This is a genomic window from Pseudomonas sp. NKUCC02_KPG, assembly GCF_019345465.1.
In the GTDB taxonomy this organism is placed as follows: Bacteria; Pseudomonadota; Gammaproteobacteria; order Pseudomonadales; family Pseudomonadaceae; genus Aquipseudomonas.
In genome coordinates this window covers 187,193-209,887 of the sequence record NZ_JAHKRC010000003.1, presented here as the reverse complement: position 1 = coordinate 209,887, position 22,695 = coordinate 187,193, and the positions used below count along the sequence as shown (strand labels likewise).

Annotated in this window: 26 protein-coding genes, 1 tRNA gene and 1 pseudogene; 16 read left to right on the top strand and 12 right to left on the bottom strand. The window is 57.6% G+C overall.

Annotation, left to right across the window (positions count from 1 at the left end; all coding sequences use genetic code 11):
- Positions 1–184 precede the first annotated feature (184 nt).
- Positions 185–2,092, top strand: a complete 1,908-nt coding sequence (locus tag KO536_RS05605) for an acyltransferase family protein (protein ID WP_219261371.1) — start codon at positions 185–187, stop codon at positions 2,090–2,092.
- 14 nt (positions 2,093–2,106) lie between these two features.
- Here KO536_RS05605 and KO536_RS05600 read toward each other — a convergent pair whose 3' ends face one another.
- From KO536_RS05600 to KO536_RS05555, 10 genes are all read right to left on the bottom strand, one after another.
- A complete protein-coding gene (locus KO536_RS05600; protein ID WP_219261370.1) occupies positions 2,107–3,216 on the bottom strand; it encodes a phage tail protein in 1,110 nt (369 codons plus the stop codon).
- Between the two features lie 74 nt (positions 3,217–3,290).
- A complete protein-coding gene (locus KO536_RS05595; protein ID WP_219261369.1) occupies positions 3,291–3,830 on the bottom strand; it encodes an adenylate kinase in 540 nt (179 codons plus the stop codon).
- 69 nt (positions 3,831–3,899) lie between these two features.
- Positions 3,900–4,175, bottom strand: coding sequence for a type II toxin-antitoxin system RelE/ParE family toxin (locus tag KO536_RS05590; protein ID WP_219261368.1), 276 nt, complete (start codon positions 4,173–4,175; stop codon positions 3,900–3,902).
- Positions 4,175–4,369, bottom strand: coding sequence for a stability determinant (locus KO536_RS05585; RefSeq protein ID WP_219261367.1), 195 nt, complete (start codon positions 4,367–4,369; stop codon positions 4,175–4,177). Before KO536_RS05585 ends, KO536_RS05590 begins: the two co-directional genes overlap by 1 nt.
- 85 nt (positions 4,370–4,454) lie before the next feature.
- The gene (locus KO536_RS05580) at positions 4,455–5,168 is read right to left on the bottom strand and encodes a DUF2612 domain-containing protein (RefSeq protein ID WP_219261366.1); all 714 of its coding nucleotides are present in this window, start codon (positions 5,166–5,168) and stop codon (positions 4,455–4,457) included.
- Positions 5,165–6,397, bottom strand: coding sequence for a baseplate J/gp47 family protein (locus KO536_RS05575; protein ID WP_219261365.1), 1,233 nt, complete (start codon positions 6,395–6,397; stop codon positions 5,165–5,167). The genes KO536_RS05580 and KO536_RS05575 overlap by 4 nt, the downstream gene beginning before the upstream one ends.
- Positions 6,398–6,523: 126 nt before the next feature.
- Entirely contained in the window at positions 6,524–7,492 is a 969-nt protein-coding gene (locus KO536_RS05570; protein ID WP_219261364.1) for a major capsid family protein, read from the bottom strand.
- Positions 7,493–7,561: 69 nt separating this feature from the next.
- Positions 7,562–8,104, bottom strand: a complete 543-nt coding sequence (locus KO536_RS05565) for a hypothetical protein (protein ID WP_219261363.1) — start codon at positions 8,102–8,104, stop codon at positions 7,562–7,564.
- The gene (locus tag KO536_RS05560; protein ID WP_219261362.1) at positions 8,101–9,120 is read right to left on the bottom strand and encodes a DUF2213 domain-containing protein; all 1,020 of its coding nucleotides are present in this window, start codon (positions 9,118–9,120) and stop codon (positions 8,101–8,103) included. The genes KO536_RS05565 and KO536_RS05560 overlap by 4 nt, the downstream gene beginning before the upstream one ends.
- Positions 9,051–9,377 carry a helix-turn-helix domain-containing protein gene (locus KO536_RS05555; RefSeq protein ID WP_257622810.1) on the bottom strand — a complete coding sequence of 109 codons (327 nt, stop codon included), beginning with the start codon at positions 9,375–9,377 and terminating at the stop codon, positions 9,051–9,053. Before KO536_RS05555 ends, KO536_RS05560 begins: the two co-directional genes overlap by 70 nt.
- 116 nt (positions 9,378–9,493) lie before the next feature.
- Between KO536_RS05555 and KO536_RS05550 the strand changes: the two genes are divergently transcribed.
- From KO536_RS05550 to KO536_RS05515, 8 genes and pseudogenes are all read left to right on the top strand, one after another.
- Positions 9,494–10,180, top strand: a complete 687-nt coding sequence (locus KO536_RS05550) for an XRE family transcriptional regulator (protein WP_219261361.1) — start codon at positions 9,494–9,496, stop codon at positions 10,178–10,180.
- Positions 10,181–10,605: 425 nt separating this feature from the next.
- Entirely contained in the window at positions 10,606–10,887 is a 282-nt protein-coding gene (locus tag KO536_RS05545) for a hypothetical protein (protein ID WP_219261360.1), read from the top strand.
- A 62-nt stretch (positions 10,888–10,949) separates the two neighbouring features.
- Positions 10,950–11,366, top strand: a complete 417-nt coding sequence (locus KO536_RS05540; RefSeq protein ID WP_257622809.1) for a hypothetical protein — start codon at positions 10,950–10,952, stop codon at positions 11,364–11,366.
- A gap of 59 nt (positions 11,367–11,425) precedes the next feature.
- Positions 11,426–12,169, top strand: coding sequence for a hypothetical protein (locus KO536_RS05535; protein WP_219261359.1), 744 nt, complete (start codon positions 11,426–11,428; stop codon positions 12,167–12,169).
- Positions 12,166–12,729, top strand: coding sequence for a siphovirus Gp157 family protein (locus tag KO536_RS05530; protein ID WP_219261358.1), 564 nt, complete (start codon positions 12,166–12,168; stop codon positions 12,727–12,729). Before KO536_RS05535 ends, KO536_RS05530 begins: the two co-directional genes overlap by 4 nt.
- A 9-nt stretch (positions 12,730–12,738) precedes the next feature.
- Positions 12,739–13,074, top strand: a pseudogene (gene ssb, locus KO536_RS05525) (single-stranded DNA-binding protein); the annotation flags it as partial.
- A gap of 82 nt (positions 13,075–13,156) precedes the next feature.
- Positions 13,157–13,399 (top strand): DUF4224 domain-containing protein, encoded by a 243-nt coding sequence (locus tag KO536_RS05520; protein ID WP_048358216.1) that lies wholly within the window; start codon positions 13,157–13,159, stop codon positions 13,397–13,399.
- Between the two features lies 1 nt (position 13,400).
- Positions 13,401–14,450: a tyrosine-type recombinase/integrase gene (locus KO536_RS05515; RefSeq protein WP_219261356.1), complete on the top strand. Its 1,050-nt coding sequence runs from the start codon at positions 13,401–13,403 to the stop codon at positions 14,448–14,450.
- Positions 14,451–14,549: 99 nt separating this feature from the next.
- Here KO536_RS05515 and KO536_RS05510 read toward each other — a convergent pair.
- Positions 14,550–14,623: transfer RNA gene (locus KO536_RS05510), tRNA-Cys, on the bottom strand.
- Between the two features lie 192 nt (positions 14,624–14,815).
- Positions 14,816–15,379 (bottom strand): helix-turn-helix domain-containing protein, encoded by a 564-nt coding sequence (locus KO536_RS05505; RefSeq protein WP_133079383.1) that lies wholly within the window; start codon positions 15,377–15,379, stop codon positions 14,816–14,818.
- Positions 15,380–15,472: 93 nt separating this feature from the next.
- Here KO536_RS05505 and KO536_RS05500 point away from each other — a divergent pair, with 93 nt between their 5' ends.
- From KO536_RS05500 to KO536_RS05470, 7 genes are all read left to right on the top strand, one after another.
- Complete coding sequence (locus KO536_RS05500) at positions 15,473–16,402, top strand: DMT family transporter (RefSeq protein ID WP_257622808.1); 930 nt, start codon at positions 15,473–15,475, stop codon at positions 16,400–16,402.
- Positions 16,403–16,581: 179 nt separating this feature from the next.
- Positions 16,582–19,524 carry a monovalent cation/H+ antiporter subunit A gene (locus KO536_RS05495; RefSeq protein WP_095024535.1) on the top strand — a complete coding sequence of 981 codons (2,943 nt, stop codon included), beginning with the start codon at positions 16,582–16,584 and terminating at the stop codon, positions 19,522–19,524.
- Positions 19,524–19,868, top strand: coding sequence for a Na+/H+ antiporter subunit C (locus KO536_RS05490; RefSeq protein WP_019829081.1), 345 nt, complete (start codon positions 19,524–19,526; stop codon positions 19,866–19,868). The genes KO536_RS05495 and KO536_RS05490 overlap by 1 nt, the downstream gene beginning before the upstream one ends.
- On the top strand, positions 19,865–21,547 hold the full coding sequence (locus KO536_RS05485) for a monovalent cation/H+ antiporter subunit D (protein WP_095024534.1): 1,683 nt from the start codon (positions 19,865–19,867) through the stop codon (positions 21,545–21,547). Before KO536_RS05490 ends, KO536_RS05485 begins: the two co-directional genes overlap by 4 nt.
- Positions 21,544–22,032: a Na+/H+ antiporter subunit E gene (locus KO536_RS05480; RefSeq protein ID WP_095024533.1), complete on the top strand. Its 489-nt coding sequence runs from the start codon at positions 21,544–21,546 to the stop codon at positions 22,030–22,032. The genes KO536_RS05485 and KO536_RS05480 overlap by 4 nt, the downstream gene beginning before the upstream one ends.
- Positions 22,029–22,307: a K+/H+ antiporter subunit F gene (locus tag KO536_RS05475; RefSeq protein ID WP_016780538.1), complete on the top strand. Its 279-nt coding sequence runs from the start codon at positions 22,029–22,031 to the stop codon at positions 22,305–22,307. Before KO536_RS05480 ends, KO536_RS05475 begins: the two co-directional genes overlap by 4 nt.
- Positions 22,304–22,675 (top strand): Na+/H+ antiporter subunit G, encoded by a 372-nt coding sequence (locus KO536_RS05470; RefSeq protein ID WP_095024532.1) that lies wholly within the window; start codon positions 22,304–22,306, stop codon positions 22,673–22,675. Before KO536_RS05475 ends, KO536_RS05470 begins: the two co-directional genes overlap by 4 nt.
- Positions 22,676–22,695: the final 20 nt, after the last annotated feature.

The window sequence follows — 22,695 nt, the reverse complement described above, 5'->3', positions numbered from 1 at the left end:
CTGCACCATCCGAATTTTGAGTTTTGAGATTTCCTACGCCCAATCAGGAGCTGTCTGAATTGCTCAGTTGACCCACATTTCTTAACTTTCCCTTCCAGCGCCAGCATCCATGGCAGAAAGCTAAATCCTCGGGTATCAAAAAGCAGACCAAGCGCTGCCCTTCCCCTTGCAATAGTGCTTATCCATGAACAGTAATTTCAGAACCGATATCAACGCGCTGCGTGCGTTAGCCGTTGTGGCGGTCGTTTTATTCCACTTCAAAATTGCAGGCTTTGACGGGGGATTTGTAGGGGTCGATGTATTTTTCGTTGTCTCTGGTTTTCTGATGACGCAGATCATCTGCGGCGGCTTGGCGCAGAATCAGTTTTCGCTCGCAGGGTTCTATGCATCGCGACTCAGGCGCATTGTCCCTGCCTTGATCGGTCTTTGTTTGGCGGTTTTAGCCTTCGGTTTTATCTATCTACCGCTCGATGATTTTCGAGGTGCCATCAAAGCCATAAAAAGCAGTCTGTTATTTGCGTCCAATTTTTCATTTATGGCCAAGGGCGATTATTTCGACGCTCCGCAACAAGCCAACTGGCTACTCCACACCTGGTCTCTGTCGGTGGAGTGGCAGTTTTATATGATCTACCCGATCTTTCTCATGGTTTGCCGCAAACACCAGGAAGAGCAGAACACAAAGCACGCGCTGGTTATTGTCGGTCTGATTTCCCTGTTCGCATCGGTCTTTTTGAGCCGATCGAACCCATCCTTTGCGTTTTACATGCTGCCCACCCGAGCGTGGGAGTTGATCATTGGCGGGCTGGTTTTTCTGTACCCCATACGTCTCAACAGCAAGACCGGCAGTTGGCTCGCTGGGGTTGGAATTGCGTTAATTCTGCTCAGCATTTTCATCCTGTCGGAGCAGAATGCGTGGCCTGGTTATTTGGCTTTGCTGCCGGTGTCGGGTACCGCATTAATTCTTACCGCCAATAAGCACAGACTACTCAGCGGGTTCAAACCCGTGCAGTTTATCGGCACCATTTCTTACTCTGTCTATCTGTGGCACTGGCCGTTCGTGGTGTTCCTATACCAGTGTGGGCTGCTGAATAACGGACTTTATGTGTTGGCTGCAATAGCTCTTACATTTGTCCTAGGTACCCTCTCGTTTTACTTGGTCGAGTCAAAGGCTAAGAAATCTGACTTTAACTTCACGACGATTCTTAAATACTCGTCTGTCACCCTCGCAACGGTCGGCGTATCGGCTATTACCGCCTCGATCGCCAAGGACTACCCAAGCTCCCGGTTTGCTTATGTGGATCTTGGTCAACCTGAATACACCAGCAAAATGTACTCCCGTGAGTGCTACTCAAACCCATATGGCGCGGCAGACTGCATGCTTGGCAAAGGTGAGGTATCTGCCATTTTGTTTGGCGATAGCCACGCGGAATCAACCGCTGCAGCCTTCCAACCAGAAAACTCAGGCGCCGCATTACTCTGGGCACGAGGGGGGTGCCCGACATTATTGAATTTTGAAATGAACGATAAGGAACTGCAGAGTGCTTGCCGTGCCTTCAATGCTGACAAGGTTGAGGCGTTAAAGAACTCATATGCGGGTGTACCGGTCATCCTGTTCAGCCGCGCAGGGCTTTACTCGACCCAATCCAGAACCAATGGTTACAGCGTTTACTTCAATAAAAAACAGCAAACTGCCGAACAATCATTTGCTGAAACTTTCTCTGCCGAGTACGCGAATACGGTATGTTCCATTGCTCACAATCACCCGGTTTACATCGTCAGACCTATCCCCGAAATGCCTTTCAACGTGTACAAGGGGCTGAACCTCAACCAGCGAATCTTCGCGCAAAAAAGCGATATCTCCATCCCGGTTTCGGATTATCAGCAACGCAACCGTATCGCCAATAAGGCCATCGATCGAGCTGCGCGGCAATGCCCTGTCAAGGTACTGGACCCTACGCCTTACCTGTGCCCGCGGGGACAATGCATGGGTTCAAAAAATGGCCAGCCGCTGTATTACGATGACAACCATCTGATCGATTTCGGCAACGCCCAGCTTATAGGCTTGTTCGCCAATGTGCTGACAAAGGGTTGATGCCACTCGCTGCGTCAGTACTTGATCACATAGAGCAATGCCACGCTCCTGGGGCGACTCTCATGACCACCCGACGAAGAAACAGTCACAGCATGAGAGTGGTCCGGCACGCTATTAACGGTGACTGCATGAGTATGGTCAGGAGCCAAAGCTATGCTCACCGTATGAGTGTGATCCGGAGCCGCATCGGTGGTGATCGAATGACTGTGCGCTCCTGCAACGTTGGTGTACTGGGTTCCATATACCGAAGCACCACCCCCAAAGTAACCACTATCCAGGTTAGTCAAACCCATCGTAAGGCCGTGCCGGTGATCGCCATCAACGGTGGTCCCACCACTATGAGAGTGACCGCCCGCTACGCCCACTGTTGCCTGATGCCCGTGCCCGCCTGCTTCTGCAGCACTCGCCTCATGCTGGTGCCCACCTGCTGCTGCGGTCGAGGCTTCGTGACTGTGCAAAGCATTTTGCCCCTCCTGCGCACTCCCCAGCTCCCGGCCCGGATCAACACCACGCTCGTCATCCCAGCCCCGAACAAACTCCCCCCGCAGGTCCGGCAGCCCGAAGGTGGTGCTGCCATTGCCAGCGCCAAACCGCGTACCGATCACATCAAACAGCGCAGCATATTGCGTGCGCGAAACCACGGCACCGTTGCACTTAAGCCAACCCAATGGCGGCTCATCAGTGGCTACAGTTTTAACGTCCCCTACATCTGCGCCAGCCGCCAGGCCTGAGAACTGGCTCCAATAGGCGCTGTTTCCTGATGCCGGATCGCGCGCGCCACCATTGTTGGGGCCGCTTGGCTGCAGAGCGACATACAGATGGCCGTCAGTCGAGGCCACAAACGAAGGTGCTTGTGCCGCACCTGGGCCGTGATAGTCGATTTGGTCTGACCATGCCAGACCAGCAGTTTTGTTTACTACCTCCAGTAGTGAAGTAATCCGGAACATCACCTCATTGAATTCAGCCGAGTTCACCAGTCGCTGAAAGGGCCAACCCAAGCCGATGGTGGTCAGCCCGTTCACAGGATCACGGTAGGAAACCCCCGGCACCGGATTGGCCGGGATATTGGTTTGCGCATCCTCGGCAAAGATGCCAGGCGATAACGGGCGATCAGTGTTGGCCATGTAGATTTCTCCGGACGTAAAAAAACCGCCTTTTATGGCGGCTTCTGATGAACATTGAAGTCCTGTTGGGGCAATCAGTCTTTCATCTCGACGAGCACCTGCTTGAGCAAATCAGCTGTTGGCAGTTCCCCATTCACTCGAATGCAAGGCACATCCAACTGACTGAGCCATCGTTCATGCCGGGGTCGGCTGCGGCCTCCCTCGGTGCCCGCTTCATAGCTCTGCGCCCAGGCGACAAATGCCTGGTGATTGGCATGCATATCCCCACCCGGTAGCACACGATCACCATAGCTGCGCAATTCACGGGCCTTCAGACGCTCAATCCTGACGGCGGTTGGCGTCTCGATAAAAACGACCAGCTCTGCACGCTGAATAATTTCGTCCCCCCAGCCATCCATTGCGCTGGAAACAATCCACGGACCTTCAGCAAGCCTGTTGCTCAGCAAGTTGACACGCTCTGCAGGAGGTCGTGAATGTACAAAGGGAGGGTCGGTCGGGAACCAGTAATAATCGTCGACATCAACGTGAGGGACCTGAAGCTTTGCAGCCAGGGCCGCACCCAGTGTGCTTACCCCTGAGCCCGATGCACCACTTATGTAGATTCGTTTTGTCACGCTACATGGACTCTCTTACATGCTGCCTGTGGTTCTACCACAGCCTTGAGCCTGAGTTAGCCCGCAGTTTCAGGGGTATGACTGCCGCGCATGGAGCACACTGACCACTTCTATTCGATCGGGCGTAGCTCGGTACACAATGACGTAATTGGGGTGAGCAACTATTTCCCGTGTTCCAGCTATTCGACCAAGCGGATACAAATAGGGATGGGCTTTCACCGGGAGTAACGTGGAATCGAAGCGAGCTTTCAATCGGCGAGCAGCGCCAGGATTTTCAGCAGAGATGTAGGCCATGATTTCAAGCAAATCTGATATTGCATCGTCCAGCCAAACCACGGAGCGCATCAGGATTTTTCTTGCGCTTTGCGTTCAGCCTCCCGGATCACAGCATCCACTCGCGCCATCACCTCATCATGCGCTACGCCCGGTCCAGGACTGTCCAGGCTGGCCTGCACTTTTTTCCGAAACCATTGATCGTACTGAGCGGCCTGCTCTTCGGTCTCGAACTCGGACACGATGGGGGATATTTTGAGGCTCATCAGGGCTCTCCTGTGTTGATGACTGCCACTTTACCCCTGTAATCATTGAGTGTCGCCCCGTCTGGACGAAATGCACGTGGCCCATTTACCCTGAAACAAACCGAATCACCACAGTGACAGCCCCGCTATCCACCGCCCCACTCCCCATATCCGGCCCAAACCCGTTCCCGGGTCGCAGGATGATCCCCACCACCCGCGCCCCTGCAGGCAACGGCAGCAAATACTGATGATCAGCACGGGTGTTGCTGAACACGCTGGTCAATTCCTGCAGCAGATAACGGGGAATGTTGTCGCGCACCAGCAACACGCCTTCCAGCGGGCCGATGCGTTGCAGACCACAGTCGATACCAAACGCCTGACGCACAAACCACAGAATCTCCGGCAGCGAGCCATGCCGGGTATGGTTTTTGGCGATCTTGCCGTAAATGCGCAGGCGGAATTCATCGTCGTCGGCCAGTCGTTGACCGTACGACGGCACGCCTGCCAGCCACACCGGCGCGTTGTCCGGCGAACCCGGTACATCATCGGCACGCAGCCATTGATCCTCGCTACGGCTGACCACTTCGCGGCTCTGGCCAACGATCCGACCCAGCACGTCCAGTTGCTTGCCCTGCGCCCAACGCAGATCCCGGCCGATCAGCGTATCGAGCAGGGTGTCGTACAGCACCTGGGCCTGATCAATCTGCGCCTGTAATACTCCGGCACGCACCGTGGAGCGTTTTAGGCTGTAGAGCTGTCGATCACAAGCTTGTGCACTCAGGTCGCGGCCAAACTCGCTCTGATAGTCAGCCCGACTCATAGCAAGTTGACCTTGATCCGCGCCGGGTCAAACGAGGCCCAGGCATTCCAACTGATAGGAATATCGTCAGCAGACAAAACGCCTGACTCGGTACCGATGCGAATCACCCGCAACGCATGCCCCGGGACGCTGTTGATCGGTGTGTATAGGCGTGGCGCAACTACGCTTTCGCCCGGGACAATGCCGTCTTGATCGTAACCAGCCGTCACCGGAATGCCGAGTCCCGGCGCGCCAAAGCGTGAGTAGATGACGATGGCGTCGGCGATCCGCGCACCATAGTCATCTGTCAGTTCTCCGTCGCCCAATGACTGGATATCGATCTCGACAAATATTGGCACTTCAGTGGGCCGCACCCACTGCACCGGATAGGTATCGCCCAGATTGTCGGTGACCACAAACAGCGCGTTGCCGTACCACTCGTTCAACGCCGGGGAGCGTTCCAGCAGCACTCGGGCCACGTCCTTGTCCTCGCCGCCGACCACCACGGCGGCAATGGCCTTGGGTGGTATGCCGCGACTGTCCGTTACCAGGGTGTTGTTGATCAGCACCCGCACAAAGTCGACACCCGGCACATTGCGCAGGTTGGCGTAAATGGCTTCGACGGGCGAGCTGGCCGGGGCCATGGTCGATTGATCGCGGCGTTGGCGTAAGAGCGGGTCGCGCTCTTCGATGGCGCCCGGCACCGCTGACGCCGCGTTGCTGACAGCGTTCCAACCCACCACCGGGGTCAGGATCACGCTGAGCTGGCCCGGCATCGCCGTGTAGGCGCCCTTGTCTTCGGTGAGGGCGGTCACACTGCCCTGCCCTTCATGATCCAGTGTCACATCAGCCTGGGTAATCCACACGATCTGACGCTGCGCATCACTGACCCGCTGTCCCTTGCGGATGACCGTACCGGCCACACCTGTGAGTTGCAGTTGTACGGTCGAGGGTTTGCCCTCAGCCCGCTCAATGCCATTCAGGCGTACCAGACCGGACAAAGCCGCACCCGTTGCCGCGTCCGGATCGAACTGGCTGAACACGTTGTGCAGCAACGCCCACAGATCACCCACCGCCTCCAACGGGATCTTGACCACCTGCATGGCCGGGTCGGCGGCGGAAAAGTCCGGTTGCAGACGTTCCCCCGTCACCGGGTCCTGGATCAGCGCCAGCGCCGCACTGGCGTCGGCCAGCACATCGGCCAGACGCTTGATTTTAAGGCCATCGGGGGTCACGCCGTAGTCAGCCATTGAATACCTCGGACAGGGTGACGGTTTCATTGCGGCCCAGCAGGACTTCCTGCTCATTGGGCTGGGTTTTGATGATCACAAAGGGGTTGCGTGAATGGTTGGTCAGTTTCATGGGGGCGAGACTCCTCAAATGCCGTCGACATAGCGCCATGACAGTGGGTGCTTGATATGGGTGGGGCCAAAGATGTATTCGGCATACAGCTTCACGCCATAGCCCTGGGGTTGTGGCTCCAGCACCTGAAAGGTCAGTGGCATGGGCATCCACAAAGTTCTTTTGTTAAGGGTCGCGGCCGCCATGCGTGCGGTTTTGCCCGCCCCCGCGTCATCCAGATAACGCACCGGCACAATCTTCAAGGGCTGCTTGGTGCGGGTGGTGTAGAGGTTGGCTTTCTCGACGTATTCCAGCACCGAGATATCACTGTTCTGACTGACGCGCTGGGTCACAATCTGCCCGTAACGCTTGGCCGGGATCAGCAAGGTGCCTGCCAGATGCACGGTGTTCGATTGCAGCCAGACGCCGGTCAGGGCGTCGTTGACATCCGCCAGAATCTCGTCCGGATCTTTCTCCGGCCATTCGCTGGACGTGCCCGCCTGGTTGAGCGATGCGGGAGCAACCGGCACGCCCGGCAACTCGATCAGGCCGTTGTAATCCACCCTGTCCTCGCCATACCAGGTCACGCCTTCGATATGGCGCTCACTGCCTTCGCGCATCGACTCGCCCAGCTCGGTAAACAAACCGGGACCCTCGACACCGAACTCAATGGCCCGTGCATCCTGAATATCGAAATCAGCCCCCACGCCCGAGGCTTCCAGCGGGATGGTGACTTTATCCAGCGCTACACCCACGGTGGGCACGTCATTGGCCAGGCGCGCACGGAACTGGCCACGGCCCGAGCGATCGCGCACCAGATAGCTGGCAGCCCGGGCACCGGGATTGATGGACGTGTCCACGCACTCGGCCGGGATCACCTGACTCCAGAGGATTTCCGGCAGCTCGACATCCTCAATGCCGGAAACGATCTGCTCGAAGTTGCTCTGTACGATGTGCATCGCATTGACGCGACCGTACTGGAAGCTGTTGTTTTGGATTCGCATGCTGCTTTTCTCCCGGCCAGAAACGCGAAAACCCGCACAGGGCGGGTTGTTCGAGGGGCTGGCTGTTGATCAGAGGTTGATAACGGCCAATTGCGGACCGACCTGTTTATGCCAGGTCACCCCGGGCCATGCCAGCAGGCCCTCACCCGCCACGTTGGTAAAACAGCCCACCGGCAACCGGACCTCGTTGGTGGCATTGATGGCGACATACACCGGGTCGCCGTGGGCAATATTCAGCTCTTCTGGCTTGCTCACTAACACCAGCACATTCAGGCCAGGCTCGATCACCCCCACCAGGGATTTTTCGCTGAGAAAAGCCCAGCCATGGGCATCCACTTCGGCGGCGTAGGTGTAGGCAACGATGCCCACCAGTTGCGCAGCCGTGGAGTCGGCCAGCGGAGCCTTGATCGCGTAGGGGTTAAGCTCAAACTCATTGTGATTGAGCGTGCCCTTGACTACCGCCCGGCCCACGTACACATCGGTTTCGCTGACGAAGCTGGCGTGGGGGTCGCGGCTGACGCTGCGCATATCGGCCAGTTGGCCGGGAAAGCCCGCCACGCGGGCGCTGGGGTAGCCGTTTTGCACGGCAGGTCGGCTATTGCGAGTGGTCATTGTCTGGCTCCATAGAGTTTGTCGAAGCGTGCGCGGTTGTCAGCCGTGTTCATGGCCGACTGGGTCATCGCGCCGGTCTGCACCCGGCTGCCGTTGACCACGCGCTTCTGTCCCGGGCTATGGCGCAGACCTTCGTACAGACCGGCGACAAAATTGACGTCGGCCAGCTTGTCTGCCGGGATCTCGGGCAAACCGTTCTGGGCCCGGACGCGGGTCACAACTTCAGCACGCAGGGCATTGCCACTGAGCGCTTTCATGTCGTCGGGCAAGGTCTGGCAGTTCATCACCTGCGTGGCCTCCTCCCGCTGGTTGACGATGTCCTGCGCCGCCGTTTCCACCGCTGCCGGGGACATGGCCGCTTCGAGCTGCTCCTTGATCGATTGCAGTTCGCCGGTGACACGGGTGTAGTTGGCATCGGCTTCGTCTTTGGCCGCCGTGATGGTCTCCAGTTCAGCCAGCAAACCTTCAAGTCTGGATGCATCCGCGCCCGCGTTTTCGGATGCCTGCTCGATCTCCTCGACCGCTTGGGCGTCCTCTTCGTTCATCACTTGGATGGTCTTGCCGTTACGCAGACGCACCCGGATCGGATCAGCCATAACGGCCTCCTGCTGCTTGGGTTGTGTGGGTTTGGTGTTGAGAATCCGCACATCGTGGCCGCCACGCCCGGCACCAGCCGGGAGCAGCGCAACATGGTTGTAGCGGATCTGGGTCTGCCTGCCGACGTAGCGCTGACCGTCGTATTCGCCCGGTTCAGACACGCCGTCGGCGTCATAACCTGACGACACTTCCGAGACTTGCCGGGTCTTGATTTTGTCGATGGCGACACGGTCAGTGATAATCAAGTCAGCCAGCAAATAGGGCTCCTCAACCACTGGCGCACCAGCCACGTAACCGACAATGATCCCGGCTTGCGCCTGCGCGTCTTCAATCCAGGTGTGCTGATCGATCACCACCGGCACGCCTTCCAGACTGCGCAACGAACGAGATTCCGCCAGGCTGTCGAGGGCGACCAGCATGCCGCCGGAACCTGTACGCGCTCCACCGCGTCAGCAGAACCCTTGAAGCGTTCCGGATACAGAATGTGGATTTCGGTGATTTCGTTGTCGAACACACGGCACAGGCTTTCGGCCAGCGCCGTGGAAGCCCGCTGCACCCCGCGTTCGACACGGGACAGGTTGCCGGAATCCACGGCATCACCCAGTTGCGAAAGACGGGCCGAGACGTCGGCCAGCGTCCAGTTCCTGGCAATACGAGCACGCTTTAACGGAGTCATGACTAAGCGCCTTGAGAAAAAAGACATAGCCATTTTGCGCATAGCGCAAATCAAGCGCAAGCAAAATTTGCGCTATGCGCTTTGCGTGAAATGCAGATGACTATGAGAATCAAGTTATGGATATAGGAAAAATCATACGAGACGCGCGCAAAGCCAAAGGCTGGACGCTCGACGAACTCTCAAGTCGGATCGAAACGGACTCTGGCAATCTTTCACGCCTCGAGCGCGGCAAACAATTTGCCAGTAAAGATCTGCTGAATAAAATCATGACCGTACTGGATCTGGAGCTGGTTCCGGCTTACGACACAGCTGTGGGTTCTGAGGGCACACTCTCGCACGCTGCAGGCAAGAGCCAAAGAGACTCCCACGCTAATGTGGAAATCTCCAGAACAGTATTTCCTAGAACAAATTTGTATCCATTAATTGACCCCGACATGGTTAAAGCGTGGGCAGAATCGCCTGGTAACCTTAAACCGGACGATACCCACATGTACCTAGAATCTACTGAAGATGCCGGGGAGCGTGGATTCTGGATGGTTGTTAAAGGCGATTACATGGCCTGTAATGGCAATCCAAGCTTTCCCGAGGGTTCCTTGATCCTCGTGAAGCCCGAGTCTGAGCCCATCAGCGGCAAATACTATGTTGTGATACTTGAAAGCGGTGAGCAGACCTTCAAGCAGTATGTCGTAGACGCAGGCCACAAGTACTTGCGCCCTCTCAATCAAAACTATCGGACTATCGAGATAGACGATACCTGCCAGTTCATCGGTCGGGCGATTGATACAAAAATGACAGGCTTGTAACCCACCTGCTTAAAAGGAGCCCGCCTCGTGCGGGCTTTTTTACGTCCGGATTTTTATTTATTTGCGCTTGACGCAAACCACATTTTGCGAATAATGCAAATCATGAGTGTGCGCAACACGCAAATTTTACTCGAAGCGCACACCCTTCCCAAGTGAAAAGGTTTAGCGAGGTCGAACCTTGATCGACCCACGGGTAAACGCGACAACAGTCGTGCCTCGACCCGGCCGGAGCAGCATAGAACCACCGCCAACGCCTGCGCCGCCAGTACACCTGGCGAGGCGCTGCCATTGCCCTCCTTTTGTTCACTTTCTGGATTTTGGCCAGTTCGTACGCCAGCCAACTTACCCAATGACCATCACTACCCCGGCAACACCCCCTGCACACCAATCAACACGTTGACACCTACCCATCAGGAGAACTTGTCATGGTTAACCCGAAACTGATGCACCTAACCGCCTCACTGCTGGAACAACAGCCTGCCTTTACCGTTGGCGATATCGTCATCTTCAAGGAGGGTCTGGCAAACAAGCGTATCGAAGGCGAAGCCGTTGTCACCGAGCTGCTTGATCCTCTGATCCTGGCCGCTGGCGAACACCCCGGCAGCCCCTACTTCCGCGAACCTATGGACATGAAAGTGTCCTACCTGACCCCGGATGACGAGCTGATCGAAGCACATGTTGATTCACGGCGCTTCAGGCTGGCCTGATTCCCTCCCAAAGGCCGAGCCCTGCTCGGGCTTGGCCAACACACTCCAATTCGGAGGCGCCCATGAATACCGTAAATCAACTCACCTACTTCAAAGACAGTGGTCTCCCTCAGCCGGATTGGGACGATGACTACGCCAAAGACAACTGGTTGATCGACGCTGCTGAATCCTTGATTCACGGCGCGGACATCAACATCCAACGCCGCTACCGTCGAGCCCAAGGCGTACCGCACGCCCAGTTCCTGACCGCCGTGCAGATGCACTTGATCGACCGCCAGATAGCCGGTGAAGACAACGAAGACTGGTTCGCCCAGTTGGTAGTCGATGCCGCGACCGGAGCCCCCTGCAAAAGGGTTGCACTGCGGCTGTTGGGAGAAAGCCAGCACACTCACGGCATGCTGTTCGAAATCGCCGAAAAACTGCTCGAAACTCTGGCCCACGACGCTCTTATCGCTCAAGCCGAAGACAACGAACTGTAGCTCCACCCCCTCGCACACACCTTTCGCCACTGCGCCTTGCTGCGCGACAGGAGACAGCCATGTCCGCAAATACCCGGATCTGGGACCAGGTCAACACCACCGATCCCGACGCCACCAAGAGCTACACCGGCATGGGCGGTTTCAAGGGGACCGCCATCAAACCCACCTACCTGATGCGCAAAGCCACCGAAGTATTCGGTCCCTGTGGCGAAGGCTGGGGCTGGACCGTGCTTGAAGACCGTTTCGACGAGGGCGCCCCGCTGGTTGCCCCTACGAAGGAATGGCCCGAAGCACCCCGGATCAACGCCAAGCTGCACACCCTGAAAATCGAACTCTGGTACCTCGGCAAGGACGGCCAGAAATGCACGGTGCAGCACTACGGCCACACGCCCTTTGTCCTGCTCCAGGCCGGGAAAATCATTACCGACTGGGAAGCGGCTAAAAAGTCCCTGACCGACGCTATCGGCAAATGCCTGCAGCCTCTGGGGTTTGCTGCAGACATCCATATGGGCATGTTTGACGACCCCGCCTACATCGACACCGTGCGCAGTGAAATCGAACTGGAAAAGGCCGACGACAAAGACGCTGAAATGGCCCGGCAGAAACTGGAACGTGTGGATTGGTTGAATCGCTCTATCGAACTGCTGGCCAGCGCCGTCACCCTGCACGAACTGAATATCCTCAATGTACGTTTTGTACGCGAAGCCACCCGGCGCAGTGAACCTAAATTTATTGCCCGCCTGACCCGCGCATTTGAACAACGCAAAGCCGAACTCGCCACCCCCAAGGAGGACGCAGCATGACCCAGCTCTATGCGTTGACCGGTCAACTGGCCGAACTCCAGGCACTGCTCGACACCGACGACGAAAGCCTCAAGGAAGCCCTGCAAAACACCATGAATGAAATCCAGGGCGAATTCGAGATCAAGGCCGACAGCATCGTCAAACTGCGGCGCAATATCGAAAGCGACGTGGATGCCATCGACAAGGAAGTCGAACGCCTGAACGAACTCAAGCGCATCAAGAAAAACAGCATCAGCGCAATCAGCGACTACCTGCGCCGAAACATGGAAGCCGCCAACCTCAAGACCATCAAGCGCCCGCTGTTCACCATCACCCTCGCGTTGGCGCCCGAACGGGCAATCATCGACAACCTGGATGAAATCCCCGATGAACTGGTGGTGGTCAGCAGTGCCGTAGACCCCGACAAAAAAGCCATCCTCGCCCGGCTCAAAGTCATCAGAGACCACAACGCACAGATCCGTCAGCGCATGGCGTCTGGCGAAGACGTCGAGGCCGAACTGCTGGAACAACCGGCGTGGGCGCACCTGGAACGCGGTGAAAGCTCAATCCGGATCAAATAAGGAGGCCGCATGGCACGCGGAATCAACAAAGTCATCCTGCTCGGCACCTGCGGACAAGATCCCGTTGTCCGCTACCTGCCCAATGGCAATGCCCTGACCAACTTCAGCCTGGCCACCAACGAACAATGGACCGACAAAAAGTCCGGCGAAAAGGTCGAGCGCACGGAATGGCACCGGATCGTGCTGTTGGGGAAAGTGGCCGAGATTGCAGGGGAGTATTTGCGTAAAGGCGGTCAGGTTTATATCGAAGGAAAATTGCATACGCGGGAATGGCAAAAAGATGGCGTTCGCCGATTTACCACCGAGATTCTGGTGGATGGTCGGGGGACGCTACAGTTGCTGGGCGAGCTAATTGTGCAGTAGAAAGCACAAGCACCTTCACCTGCAGAATGCTGATTCCCCACGTCACTATAAGAGGGAACCCCCAATGGAGAGCGAACTCCTCACCCACGAAGAACTCATCGAAATCACGGGCTACAAGTCCACTGGATTTCAACGTCGCTGGCTGGAAGATCATCTGTGGCACTACGTCGAGAGCCGCAGAGGTCGCCCGCTGGTGGCGCGTGACTATGCGCGCATGAAACTGGGCATCCCCTTCCCAACCAGGACCGAACCACAGCCAGCACCTGCAACACCGGCATGGTCGCCTGATTTTTCCAAGGTGAGCTGATATGCGCCCCAGGAAAACAGAAAACCGGGATCTGCCACCCAATGTCTACAGGCGTAAACGCAAACGCAAAAGCGGCAAGGTCTGGATCGGCTATTACTACGAAACACCGTCAGGCAAAGAGATCTCGCTGGGTACGGATTTTGATCTGGCCCGCTTGAAATGGGCTGAACTGGAGTCCCAGGAAAAGCCGCTGGATCTTCGGACCATGAAAGGCATTTTCGCCCGCTATGTACGCGATATTCTGCCGAAGAAAGCGCCGCGTACCCAAAAGGACAATTTTGCCGAACTGCGCAAACTCAGCGCGGTGTTTGATGACGCCCCCATAGACGCAATTACCCCGGCGATGATTGCGCAGTACCGCGACAAACGCTCCGCAAAAACACGGGCCAATCGTGAAATCGCCCTGCTCTCGCATATTTTCAATATTGCCCGGGAATGGGGCCTCACGGAAAAGGCCAATCCCTGCCTGGGCATCCGCAAAAACAAAGAGCGGCCTCGTGACTATTACGCCACCGATGCTGTTTGGGCTGCGGTTTATGCAGAGGCTGTACCTGAACTTAAAGAAGCGATGGACCTGGCTTACCTGACTGGCCAGCGCCCAGCCGATGTTCTGGCGATGCGTCAGGATGATATCGATGGTGATTTTTTGCTGGTCAAGCAAGGTAAAACCGGCAAGCGCCTGAGAATCCTGCTGAAGATGGATGGCCAACTCAACAGCCTGGGCCTGCTGATCGAACGCATGATTGAGCGCAATAAAAAGCACATATCGCTGCACTTTATTCTCAATCAATACGGCAAGCGGGTCTCGCAGGAGATGCTGCGCAATCGCTGGGATGACGCCCGCAAAACTGCGCGACTCAAAGCGATTGATGGCAAACAAACCGAATTCGCGGCGCAGATTGCGCGTTTTCAGTTCAGGGACATTCGGCCAAAGGCCGCTTCGGAGATCGTCAGTGTGGCGGACGCCAGCCTGTTGCTGGGGCATTCGGAGGAAGGGATCACGGAGCGCGTTTATCGCCGTATCGGCGCTATCGCCAAACCCGCGAAATAGAATAGTTTCGGAACTCCACCCCCAAAAGTTTCGGAACTCTTCACTTTTTCGAAGCCATAAAAAAACCCCGTAGACCAAGGTCTACGGGGCTTTCGAAGGTGGAGGCCGAAGCCGGAATCGAACCGGCGTGGGCGGATTTGCAATCCGCTGCATAACCATTTTGCTATTCGGCCAATTGCGCTTGAAGCTTCGTGAGAAACATCAAAAACAAGAGTTTGTTACTGCGACTTGTCGCTACAACCATTTGATTCTTCAGCACTTCAGGTAGTTGCCCCGGGCTGATGGCGCGCATTATGTACTAGAAGGCTGAAGCTGGCAACCCCCTGAATTCTAATAATTTTTAGTTATTTTTCTGCCACGGGTTTTCAGATCACGACATTGCGTACAAACCGCAATGTCCCCTCGCCTTCGTTACGGTAGGCATGGGGTCGGTTGCTGGCGTACATATAGAACTCTCCCGCGCTAAATCGCAGTACCTGTTCGTCCATGACCAGGGTCAAACAACCTTCGAATACGTAGAGCTGCTCGCTCCAGCCTTCGGCATCTGCCTGGGAGTGGTATTCCTCTCCCGGCTCCAGGGTCCATTCCCACAACTCGACTTCGCGGGTGGCGGTGGCTTTGGACAGCAGGACGGCTTTGCTCCCCGCCTTCGCACCTGTCCAGGCCACTTCGTTGATGCGACTCGGGTCAGGTGAGCCCGGGGCCTGGATCAAATCACTGAAGGCTACGTTCAATGCCTCTGCAACTCGGTCAAGGGTGCTCAGGCTGACGTTCTTTTCGCCAGCCTCTATAGCCACCAGCATTCGCCGACTCACTCCGGACAGTTCGGCCAAGGTGCTCTGGCTCAGGTGCGCCAGCAATCTAAGGCGCCGTACGTTCTGACTGACGTGCTGCAAAACCGACGCACGTTGTGAATTTTCTTTGGGCACTATATTGCTCACCTTGTGGGACTGCGCAGTATACTGCCCAGCTTTGACGCATTGTGCGTCTCCATTCCTGTAGCACGCAAGGTTGCGACACCAATGAAATTTACCCGATTGCTGCCTTTGACCTCTCGCTTCAGTAAAGCGGAGTGCGTGCTGATTCTGATTACAATGGTGTGGGGCATCACCTTTCTGTTGGTGCAGCATGCACTGACAGCGAGCGGGCCTATGTTTTTTGTGGGGCTGCGCTTTGCCGCGGCTGCCGGCATTGTCGCTCTTTTTTCCATTCGCAGCCTGCGCGGCATTACGCTGTTCGAGCTCAAGGCGGGCATGTTTATCGGTGTCTCGATCATGCTCGGCTACGGCTTGCAAACCATTGGCCTGCAGACCATCCCAAGTAGCCAGTCCGCCTTCATTACCGCGCTTTACGTACCCTTTGTACCGCTGTTGCAGTGGCTGGTGCTGGGGCGCAGGCCCGGTTTGATGCCGAGCCTGGGGATCATGCTGGCCTTTACCGGGCTGATGTTGTTGTCCGGCCCAAGCGGCGCGTCCCTGGATTTCAGCCCCGGGGAGATCGCCACGCTGATTAGCGCCATTGCCATCGCTGCCGAGATCATTCTGATCAGTGCTTACGCAGGCAAAGTCGATGTTCGCCGGGTAACTGTCGTTCAGCTCAGCACGGCGTCAATTCTGGCGTTTTTGATGATTGTGCCGACACAAGAAGCCATTCCTGACTTTTCATGGCTATTGTTAGCCAGTGCGGTTGGCTTGGGCGCTGCCAGTGCGGCGATTCAGGTCGCGATGAATTGGGCCCAGAAAAGCGTTTCGCCTACCCGCGCCACTCTTATCTATGCAGGTGAACCGGTCTGGGCTGGCATTGCGGGGCGTCTTGCAGGTGAGCGCTTGCCCGGCATTGCGCTGCTTGGCGCGGCATTGATTGTTGCAGCGGTGATCGTGAGTGAGTTAAAAACAAAGGGTAAGAAGCTCGAAGAGCTTGAGCAAAAGCAAGGCGACCAAGCCTGCGATTAAAAACTGCAAGTCTAAGACGCAGTACGATTTTTTACTTAGAAGCGCTTACACGAGGAGAGAACTGTAGGAAACCCAACCGGTTATCGACAGACTTTGTAGGATTCAGCCACAGGTTCACTGTTGGTGATCTGCAACTCGCCACGTATGATCGCTTACAAACTCCTGCAGATTAGAAGCCTATGTCCCTGATAGTTCTACTGCTTCTGCCCTTCGTCGGCAGCTGTCTGGCGGCTGTTTTGCCGCACAACGCACGTAACAGTGAATCACTGCTGGCCGGTCTTATTGCTTTGATCGGCACTGTTCAAGTAGCCATGCTCTATCCACAAATCGCCCATGGTGGCGTCATTCGTGAAGAGTTCATGTGGCTGCCCAGTCTCGGCTTGAATTTTGTCCTGCGCCTGGACGGATTCGCCTGGCTGTTCTCGATTCTGGTGCTTGGCATCGGCACGCTGGTGTCGCTGTACGCCCGTTATTACATGTCCCCCGAAGACCCGGTTCCGCGCTTCTTTGCGTTTTTCCTGGCGTTTATGGGGGCCATGCTCGGCCTGGTACTGTCGGGCAATCTGATTCAGATCGTGTTTTTCTGGGAGCTCACCAGCCTCTTTTCATTCTTGCTGATTGGTTATTGGCACCACCGCTCGGATGCCCGACGCGGCGCTTATATGGCGCTGATGGTCACGGGCGCCGGGGGGTTGTGTCTGCTGGCGGGGGTCATGCTGCTTGGCCATGTCGTCGGCAGCTATGATCTGGATGCCGTGCTCGCGGCGGGCGACAAGATCCGCGCCCACAGCCTGTATCCAATCCTGCTACCCCTCATCCTGATCGGCGCCCTGAGCAAGAGTGCGCAATTCCCGTTTCACTTCTGGCTTCCCCATGCGATGGCGGCGCCAACCCCTGTATCGGCTTATCTGCACTCGGCAACGATGGTTAAGGCCGGGGTCTTTCTCCTGGCTCGTCTCTGGCCTTCCCTGTCGGGCAGCGAAGAATGGTTCTGGATTGTCAGTGGCGCCGGTGCCTGCACCCTGGTGCTGGGCGCTTACTGCGCGATGTTTCAAAATGACCTTAAAGGCCTGCTGGCCTATTCGACCATCAGCCACCTGGGGCTGATTACCCTGCTGCTGGGCCTCAACAGCCCGCTGGCCGCCGTGGCTGCGGTGTTTCACATCCTCAACCATGCAACGTTCAAAGCGTCTCTGTTCATGGCTGCCGGGATCATTGACCACGAGAGCGGCACACGGGACATTCGCAAGCTCAGCGGCCTGTTCAAGCTCATGCCCTACACCGCGACCCTGGCCATGGTGGCCAGTGCCTCGATGGCCGGGGTGCCGCTGCTGAACGGGTTCCTGTCCAAAGAAATGTTCTTTGCCGAAACCGTGTTCATCAATTCCACGGCCTGGGTAGAAATCGCCCTGCCGGTCATTGCGACCATCGCCGGCACGTTCAGCGTGGCCTACGCCCTTCGCTTTACCGTGGATGTGTTCTTCGGCCCGCCTGCGACCAACCTGCCACACACCCCGCACGAGCCTCCACGCTGGATGCGCGCCCCGGTCGAGCTGCTGGTGTTCACCTGCCTGATGGTGGGGATTTTCCCGGCACAAACCGTCGGCCCGCTGCTCGCCGCCGCTGCACAGCCGGTCGTGGGAGGCGAGTTGCCCGAGTACAGCCTGGCCATCTGGCACGGGCTCAATGCTCCGATGATCATGAGCCTGATCGCCATGTCCGGCGGTATCCTGCTGTATGTGCTGTTGCGCAAACAGCTCAAGCTCGATCGTTTCCCGTACCCGCCGCTGATCAAGTACTTCAATGGCAAACGCTTCTTCGAACGCAGCCTGGTGGTGATCATGCGCGGCGCGCGCCGGCTTGAACGACGCATCAGCACCCAGCGCCTGCAAACCCAGCTGTTCCTGTTGATTCTGGTTGCCGTTATCGCCGGGCTGATCCCGATGTTCTACAGCGGCCTGAGCTGGGGCGATCGCCCGAAAATACCGGGCTCGATTGTCTTTATCACCCTGTGGCTGCTGGCGATTGCCTGCGCACTCGGCGCCGCCTGGCAAGCCAAGTACCACCGTCTTGCAGCCCTGACGATGGTCAGCGTGTGCGGCCTGATGACCTGCGTCACCTTTGTATGGTTCTCGGCGCCGGACCTGGCCTTGACCCAACTGGTGGTCGAAGTCGTGACCACCGTGCTGATCCTGCTTGGCCTGCGCTGGCTGCCACGGCGTATCGAAGAGGTCTCGCCACTACCGGGCACTTTGCGCAAGGCGCAGATCCGTCGTTTGCGCGACTTGCTGCTCTCCACGGCAGTGGGTGGCGGCATGGCGTTGCTGTCTTACGCGATGCTGACACGCCAGACCCCCAACGACATTTCTTCGTTCTACCTCAGCCGGGCACTGCCTGAAGGCGGCGGCAGCAATGTGGTGAATGTGATGCTGGTGGATTTCCGGGGCTTCGACACCCTGGGTGAAATCACTGTTCTGGCCGCCGTAGCTTTGACCGTGTTTGCCCTGCTGCGTCGCTTCCGCCCCTCCAAAGAAAGCATGCAGCTACCTGCCCAGCAGCGACTCCTGGCCAAGGACGTGATGACCGATTTGGTCAACCCGCGTAGCGCCAGCGATACCGCCCTGGGCTTTATGATGGTGCCGGCCGTGCTGGTGCGTTTGCTGCTGCCGATTGCCTTTGTGGTGTCCATGTACCTGTTCATGCGCGGTCATAACCAGCCGGGCGGCGGCTTCGTCGCAGGCCTGGTGATGTCGGTGGCGTTTATCCTGCAATACATGGTTGCCGGCACACAGTGGGTCGAGGCACAGATGAGCCTGCGGCCGTTGCGCTGGATGGGCACCGGGCTGTTGTTTGCAACATTGACCGGACTGGGCGCAATCCCCTTGGGCTACCCGTTCCTGACCACTCACACCTTCCACTTCAGCGTGCCGCTGTTGGGCGATATCCATGTGGCCAGCGCCCTGTTCTTCGATATCGGCGTGTATGCGGTGGTCGTCGGCGCAACCCTGCTGATCCTCACGGCACTGGCTCACCAGTCCGTACGGGCCCATCGCCCGAGCAATCAGCTTGCCCCGCTGCCTGCCCTTCAATCCGCGCTTGCCACCAAAGAAGGAGCCGCCTGATGGAAGAAGTCATCGCCATTGCTATCGGAGTATTGGCCGCATCGGGCACCTGGCTGGTTCTGCGTCCGCGAACCTTCCAGGTGGTCATGGGCCTGTGCCTGCTGTCCTACGGTGTCAACCTGTTCATCTTCAGCATGGGCAGCCTGTTTATCGGCAAGGAGCCGGTGATCAAGAACGGCGTCCCCCAGGACTTGCTCAACTACACAGACCCATTGCCCCAGGCTCTGGTGCTGACCGCTATCGTCATCAGTTTCGCCATGACCGCGCTGTTTCTGGTGGTCTTGCTGGCCTCTCGGGGCCTGACCGGTACCGACCACGTAGATGGCCGGGAGCCTAAAGAATGAATTTGATGCCGCACCTGATCGTCGCCCCCATTTTGCTGCCACTGCTCACCGCAGCCTGCATGTTGATGCTGGGCGAGAAACACCGACCGCTCAAGGCACGGATCAATCTGATCTCGACCCTGCTCGGCCTGGGCATCTCCGTAATGTTGTTGCTTTGGACCCGCCAGCAAGCCATTCCGGCTTCGATTGGCGTTTACCTGCCCAGCAACTGGGAAGTGCCGTTCGGGATTGCCCTGGTGGTTGATCATTTGAGCGCCTTGATGCTGGTGCTGACCGGCATCATCGCCATCAGCGCCCTGCTGTTCGCCATGGCCCGCTGGGACCGCGCAGGAGCCAGTTTCCACGCGCTGTTCCAGATCCAGCTGATGGGCCTGTACGGGGCCTTCCTGACCGCCGACCTGTTCAACCTGTTCGTGTTTTTCGAAGTGCTGCTGGCCGCTTCGTACGGCTTGATGCTCCACGGCTCGGGCAAAACCCGGGTGTCTGCGGGGCTGCATTACATCTCGATCAACCTGCTGGCTTCTTCCCTGTTCCTGATCGGCGCGGCCTTGATCTATGGCGTCACCGGCACGTTGAACATGGCCGATCTGGCGCTGAAGATTCCCCTGGTGCCTGAAGCGGATCGCGGATTGCTGCATGCGGGCGCTGCCATTCTGGCTGTGGCCTTTTTGGCCAAGGCGGGCATGTGGCCGCTGAATTTCTGGCTGGTGCCTGCTTATTCCTCGGCCAGTGCGCCGGTGGCAGCCCTGTTCGCAATCATGACCAAAGTCGGGATCTACACCGTATTGCGCTTGTGGACCCTGCTGTTTTCCGGGCAGGCCGGAGCATCGGCGTACTTTGCAGGCGACTGGCTGATCTACGGCGGCATGGCGACCATTGTCTGCGCAGCCATTGCCATCCTCGCCGCCCAGCGACTGGAGCGCATGGCCAGCCTGAGCATCCTGGTTTCTGCCGGTATCCTGTTGTCGGCCGTGGGTTTCGCCCAGCCCAACCTGACCGCCGCCGCGCTGTTCTATCTGATCAGCTCCACCCTGGCCCTGAGTGCGCTGTTCCTGCTGGCCGAGTTGATCGAGCGTTCGCGCTCCTCGGCCGATCTGGTGCTCGAAGACGATGCCGAACCACAACCGAGTCTGACCGCCACCCCGCCGCCGCGCGGCAGTAACCTGGACGATGAGCAAAAAGTCGTTGTCGGCCAGATCATTCCCTGGACCATGGCCTTCTTGGGGCTGAGTTTCATTGCCTGCGCCCTGCTGATTATCGGCATGCCGCCGCTGTCCGGGTTTATCGGCAAACTCGGCTTGCTCAACGCCCTGCTCAACCCCCTGGGCCTGGGCAACTCATCGGACGCGCCCATTTCGACGGCGGCCTGGAGCCTGCTGGCGTTGTTGATTCTCTCGGGGCTGGCGTCATTGATTGCCTTTTCGCGCATGGGTATCCAGCGCTTCTGGACGCCCCTTGAGCGTGAGTCACCGATACTGCGCCGCATCGAATGCCTGCCCATCGTGTTGCTGCTCGGGCTTTGCGTTGTGCTGACGTTCAAGGCCGAGCCGGTCATGCGTTATACCCAGGCCGCCGCCGACACCCTGAACAACCCGGAGCGTTACGTGATGGCCGTGATCGGCACCCGTCCGGTGCCAAGCCCGCAAGCCAAGGCGGCAGCACAGGAGGTACAACCATGAAGCGTCTGTTCCCTGCTCCCTGGCTGTCCCTGGCGCTGTTGGCGCTGTGGCTGCTGCTCAACCTGTCCCTGAGCGCTGGCAACCTGCTGCTGGGGGCCGCGCTGGCCATTCTGGCGCCACTGATGTTCGCGCCGTTGCGACCGTTGCCTGTGCGCATTCGTCACCCACGGGTGATCATCAAGCTGTTCTTTCTGGTGGGCCGCGATGTGGTGCTGTCCAACATTGCCGTGGCCTGGGGCGTACTGCGGGCTGGCAAACAACCGCCACGCTCGCGGTTTGTGAAAATCCCTCTGGATCTGCGTGATGCCAACGGCCTGGCGGCCTTGTCGATGATCACCACCGTAGTGCCCGGCACCATCTGGTCGGAACTGGCGCTGGATCGCAGCGTGCTGTTGCTGCACGTGTTCGACCTGGAGGACGAAGCGCAGTTTATCGAGCACTTCAAGACGGCCTACGAACGCCCATTGATGGAGATCTTTGAATGAGTGCCCTGCTCTCCAATGCCATCCTGCTCAGCCTGTTTATCTTCAGCCTGGCAATGGTCCTGACCGTGATCCGCCTGTTCAAGGGCCCGTCGGCCCAGGACCGGGTTCTGGCACTGGACTACCTGTACATCCTGGCCATGTTGATGATGCTGGTGCTGGGTATCCGTTATGCCAGTGACACTTACTTTGAAGGCGCGCTGCTGATTGCCCTGTTTGGCTTTGTCGGCTCTTTTGCGCTGGCCAAATTCCTGCTGCGTGGCGAGGTGATCGAATGAATAGCGTCAGCGAGTTGTCGCTCTGGATCGAAATACCGGTGGCCCTGCTGCTGGTACTCAGCAGTCTGTTTGCCTTGTGCGGGGCCATCGGGCTGCTGCGCCTCAAGGAGTTTTTCCAGCGCATGCACCCACCGGCTCTGGCTTCGACCATTGGCGCATGGGGTGTTGCACTGGCATCGATCCTGTACTTCTCCGCACTTAAATCGACCCCGGTCTTGCATGCCTGGCTGATGCCGATCCTGCTGTCCATCACGGTTCCGGTGACCACCCTGCTTCTGGCCCGGACCTCGTTGTTCCGCAAACGCATGGCGGGTGAAGACGTACCGGCTGAAGTCAGCAGCGGCGGGCGCAGCGAAAACGGCAGCTGAACAGCCAGACCTGTAGTCGC

Bases quoted from the DNA above. Each gene is read 5' to 3' on its own strand.
- KO536_RS05605 (WP_219261371.1), top strand. From the start codon at position 185: ATGAACAGTAATTTCAGAACCGATATCAACGCGCTGCGTGCGTTAGCC.
- KO536_RS05600 (WP_219261370.1), bottom strand. From the start codon at position 3,216: ATGGCCAACACTGATCGCCCGTTATCGCCTGGCATCTTTGCCGAGGAT.
- KO536_RS05590 (WP_219261368.1), bottom strand. From the start codon at position 4,175: ATGCGCTCCGTGGTTTGGCTGGACGATGCAATATCAGATTTGCTTGAA.
- KO536_RS05585 (WP_219261367.1), bottom strand. From the start codon at position 4,369: ATGAGCCTCAAAATATCCCCCATCGTGTCCGAGTTCGAGACCGAAGAG.
- KO536_RS05580 (WP_219261366.1), bottom strand. From the start codon at position 5,168: ATGAGTCGGGCTGACTATCAGAGCGAGTTTGGCCGCGACCTGAGTGCA.
- KO536_RS05575 (WP_219261365.1), bottom strand. From the start codon at position 6,397: ATGGCTGACTACGGCGTGACCCCCGATGGCCTTAAAATCAAGCGTCTG.
- KO536_RS05570 (WP_219261364.1), bottom strand. From the start codon at position 7,492: ATGCGAATCCAAAACAACAGCTTCCAGTACGGTCGCGTCAATGCGATG.
- KO536_RS05565 (WP_219261363.1), bottom strand. From the start codon at position 8,104: ATGACCACTCGCAATAGCCGACCTGCCGTGCAAAACGGCTACCCCAGC.
- KO536_RS05560 (WP_219261362.1), bottom strand. From the start codon at position 9,120: ATGCTGGTCGCCCTCGACAGCCTGGCGGAATCTCGTTCGTTGCGCAGT.
- KO536_RS05555 (WP_257622810.1), bottom strand. From the start codon at position 9,377: ATGACTCCGTTAAAGCGTGCTCGTATTGCCAGGAACTGGACGCTGGCC.
- KO536_RS05550 (WP_219261361.1), top strand. From the start codon at position 9,494: ATGGATATAGGAAAAATCATACGAGACGCGCGCAAAGCCAAAGGCTGG.
- KO536_RS05545 (WP_219261360.1), top strand. From the start codon at position 10,606: ATGGTTAACCCGAAACTGATGCACCTAACCGCCTCACTGCTGGAACAA.
- KO536_RS05540 (WP_257622809.1), top strand. From the start codon at position 10,950: ATGAATACCGTAAATCAACTCACCTACTTCAAAGACAGTGGTCTCCCT.
- KO536_RS05535 (WP_219261359.1), top strand. From the start codon at position 11,426: ATGTCCGCAAATACCCGGATCTGGGACCAGGTCAACACCACCGATCCC.
- KO536_RS05530 (WP_219261358.1), top strand. From the start codon at position 12,166: ATGACCCAGCTCTATGCGTTGACCGGTCAACTGGCCGAACTCCAGGCA.
- KO536_RS05520 (WP_048358216.1), top strand. From the start codon at position 13,157: ATGGAGAGCGAACTCCTCACCCACGAAGAACTCATCGAAATCACGGGC.
- KO536_RS05515 (WP_219261356.1), top strand. From the start codon at position 13,401: ATGCGCCCCAGGAAAACAGAAAACCGGGATCTGCCACCCAATGTCTAC.
- KO536_RS05500 (WP_257622808.1), top strand. From the start codon at position 15,473: ATGAAATTTACCCGATTGCTGCCTTTGACCTCTCGCTTCAGTAAAGCG.
- KO536_RS05495 (WP_095024535.1), top strand. From the start codon at position 16,582: ATGTCCCTGATAGTTCTACTGCTTCTGCCCTTCGTCGGCAGCTGTCTG.
- KO536_RS05490 (WP_019829081.1), top strand. From the start codon at position 19,524: ATGGAAGAAGTCATCGCCATTGCTATCGGAGTATTGGCCGCATCGGGC.
- KO536_RS05485 (WP_095024534.1), top strand. From the start codon at position 19,865: ATGAATTTGATGCCGCACCTGATCGTCGCCCCCATTTTGCTGCCACTG.
- KO536_RS05480 (WP_095024533.1), top strand. From the start codon at position 21,544: ATGAAGCGTCTGTTCCCTGCTCCCTGGCTGTCCCTGGCGCTGTTGGCG.
- KO536_RS05475 (WP_016780538.1), top strand. From the start codon at position 22,029: ATGAGTGCCCTGCTCTCCAATGCCATCCTGCTCAGCCTGTTTATCTTC.
- KO536_RS05470 (WP_095024532.1), top strand. From the start codon at position 22,304: ATGAATAGCGTCAGCGAGTTGTCGCTCTGGATCGAAATACCGGTGGCC.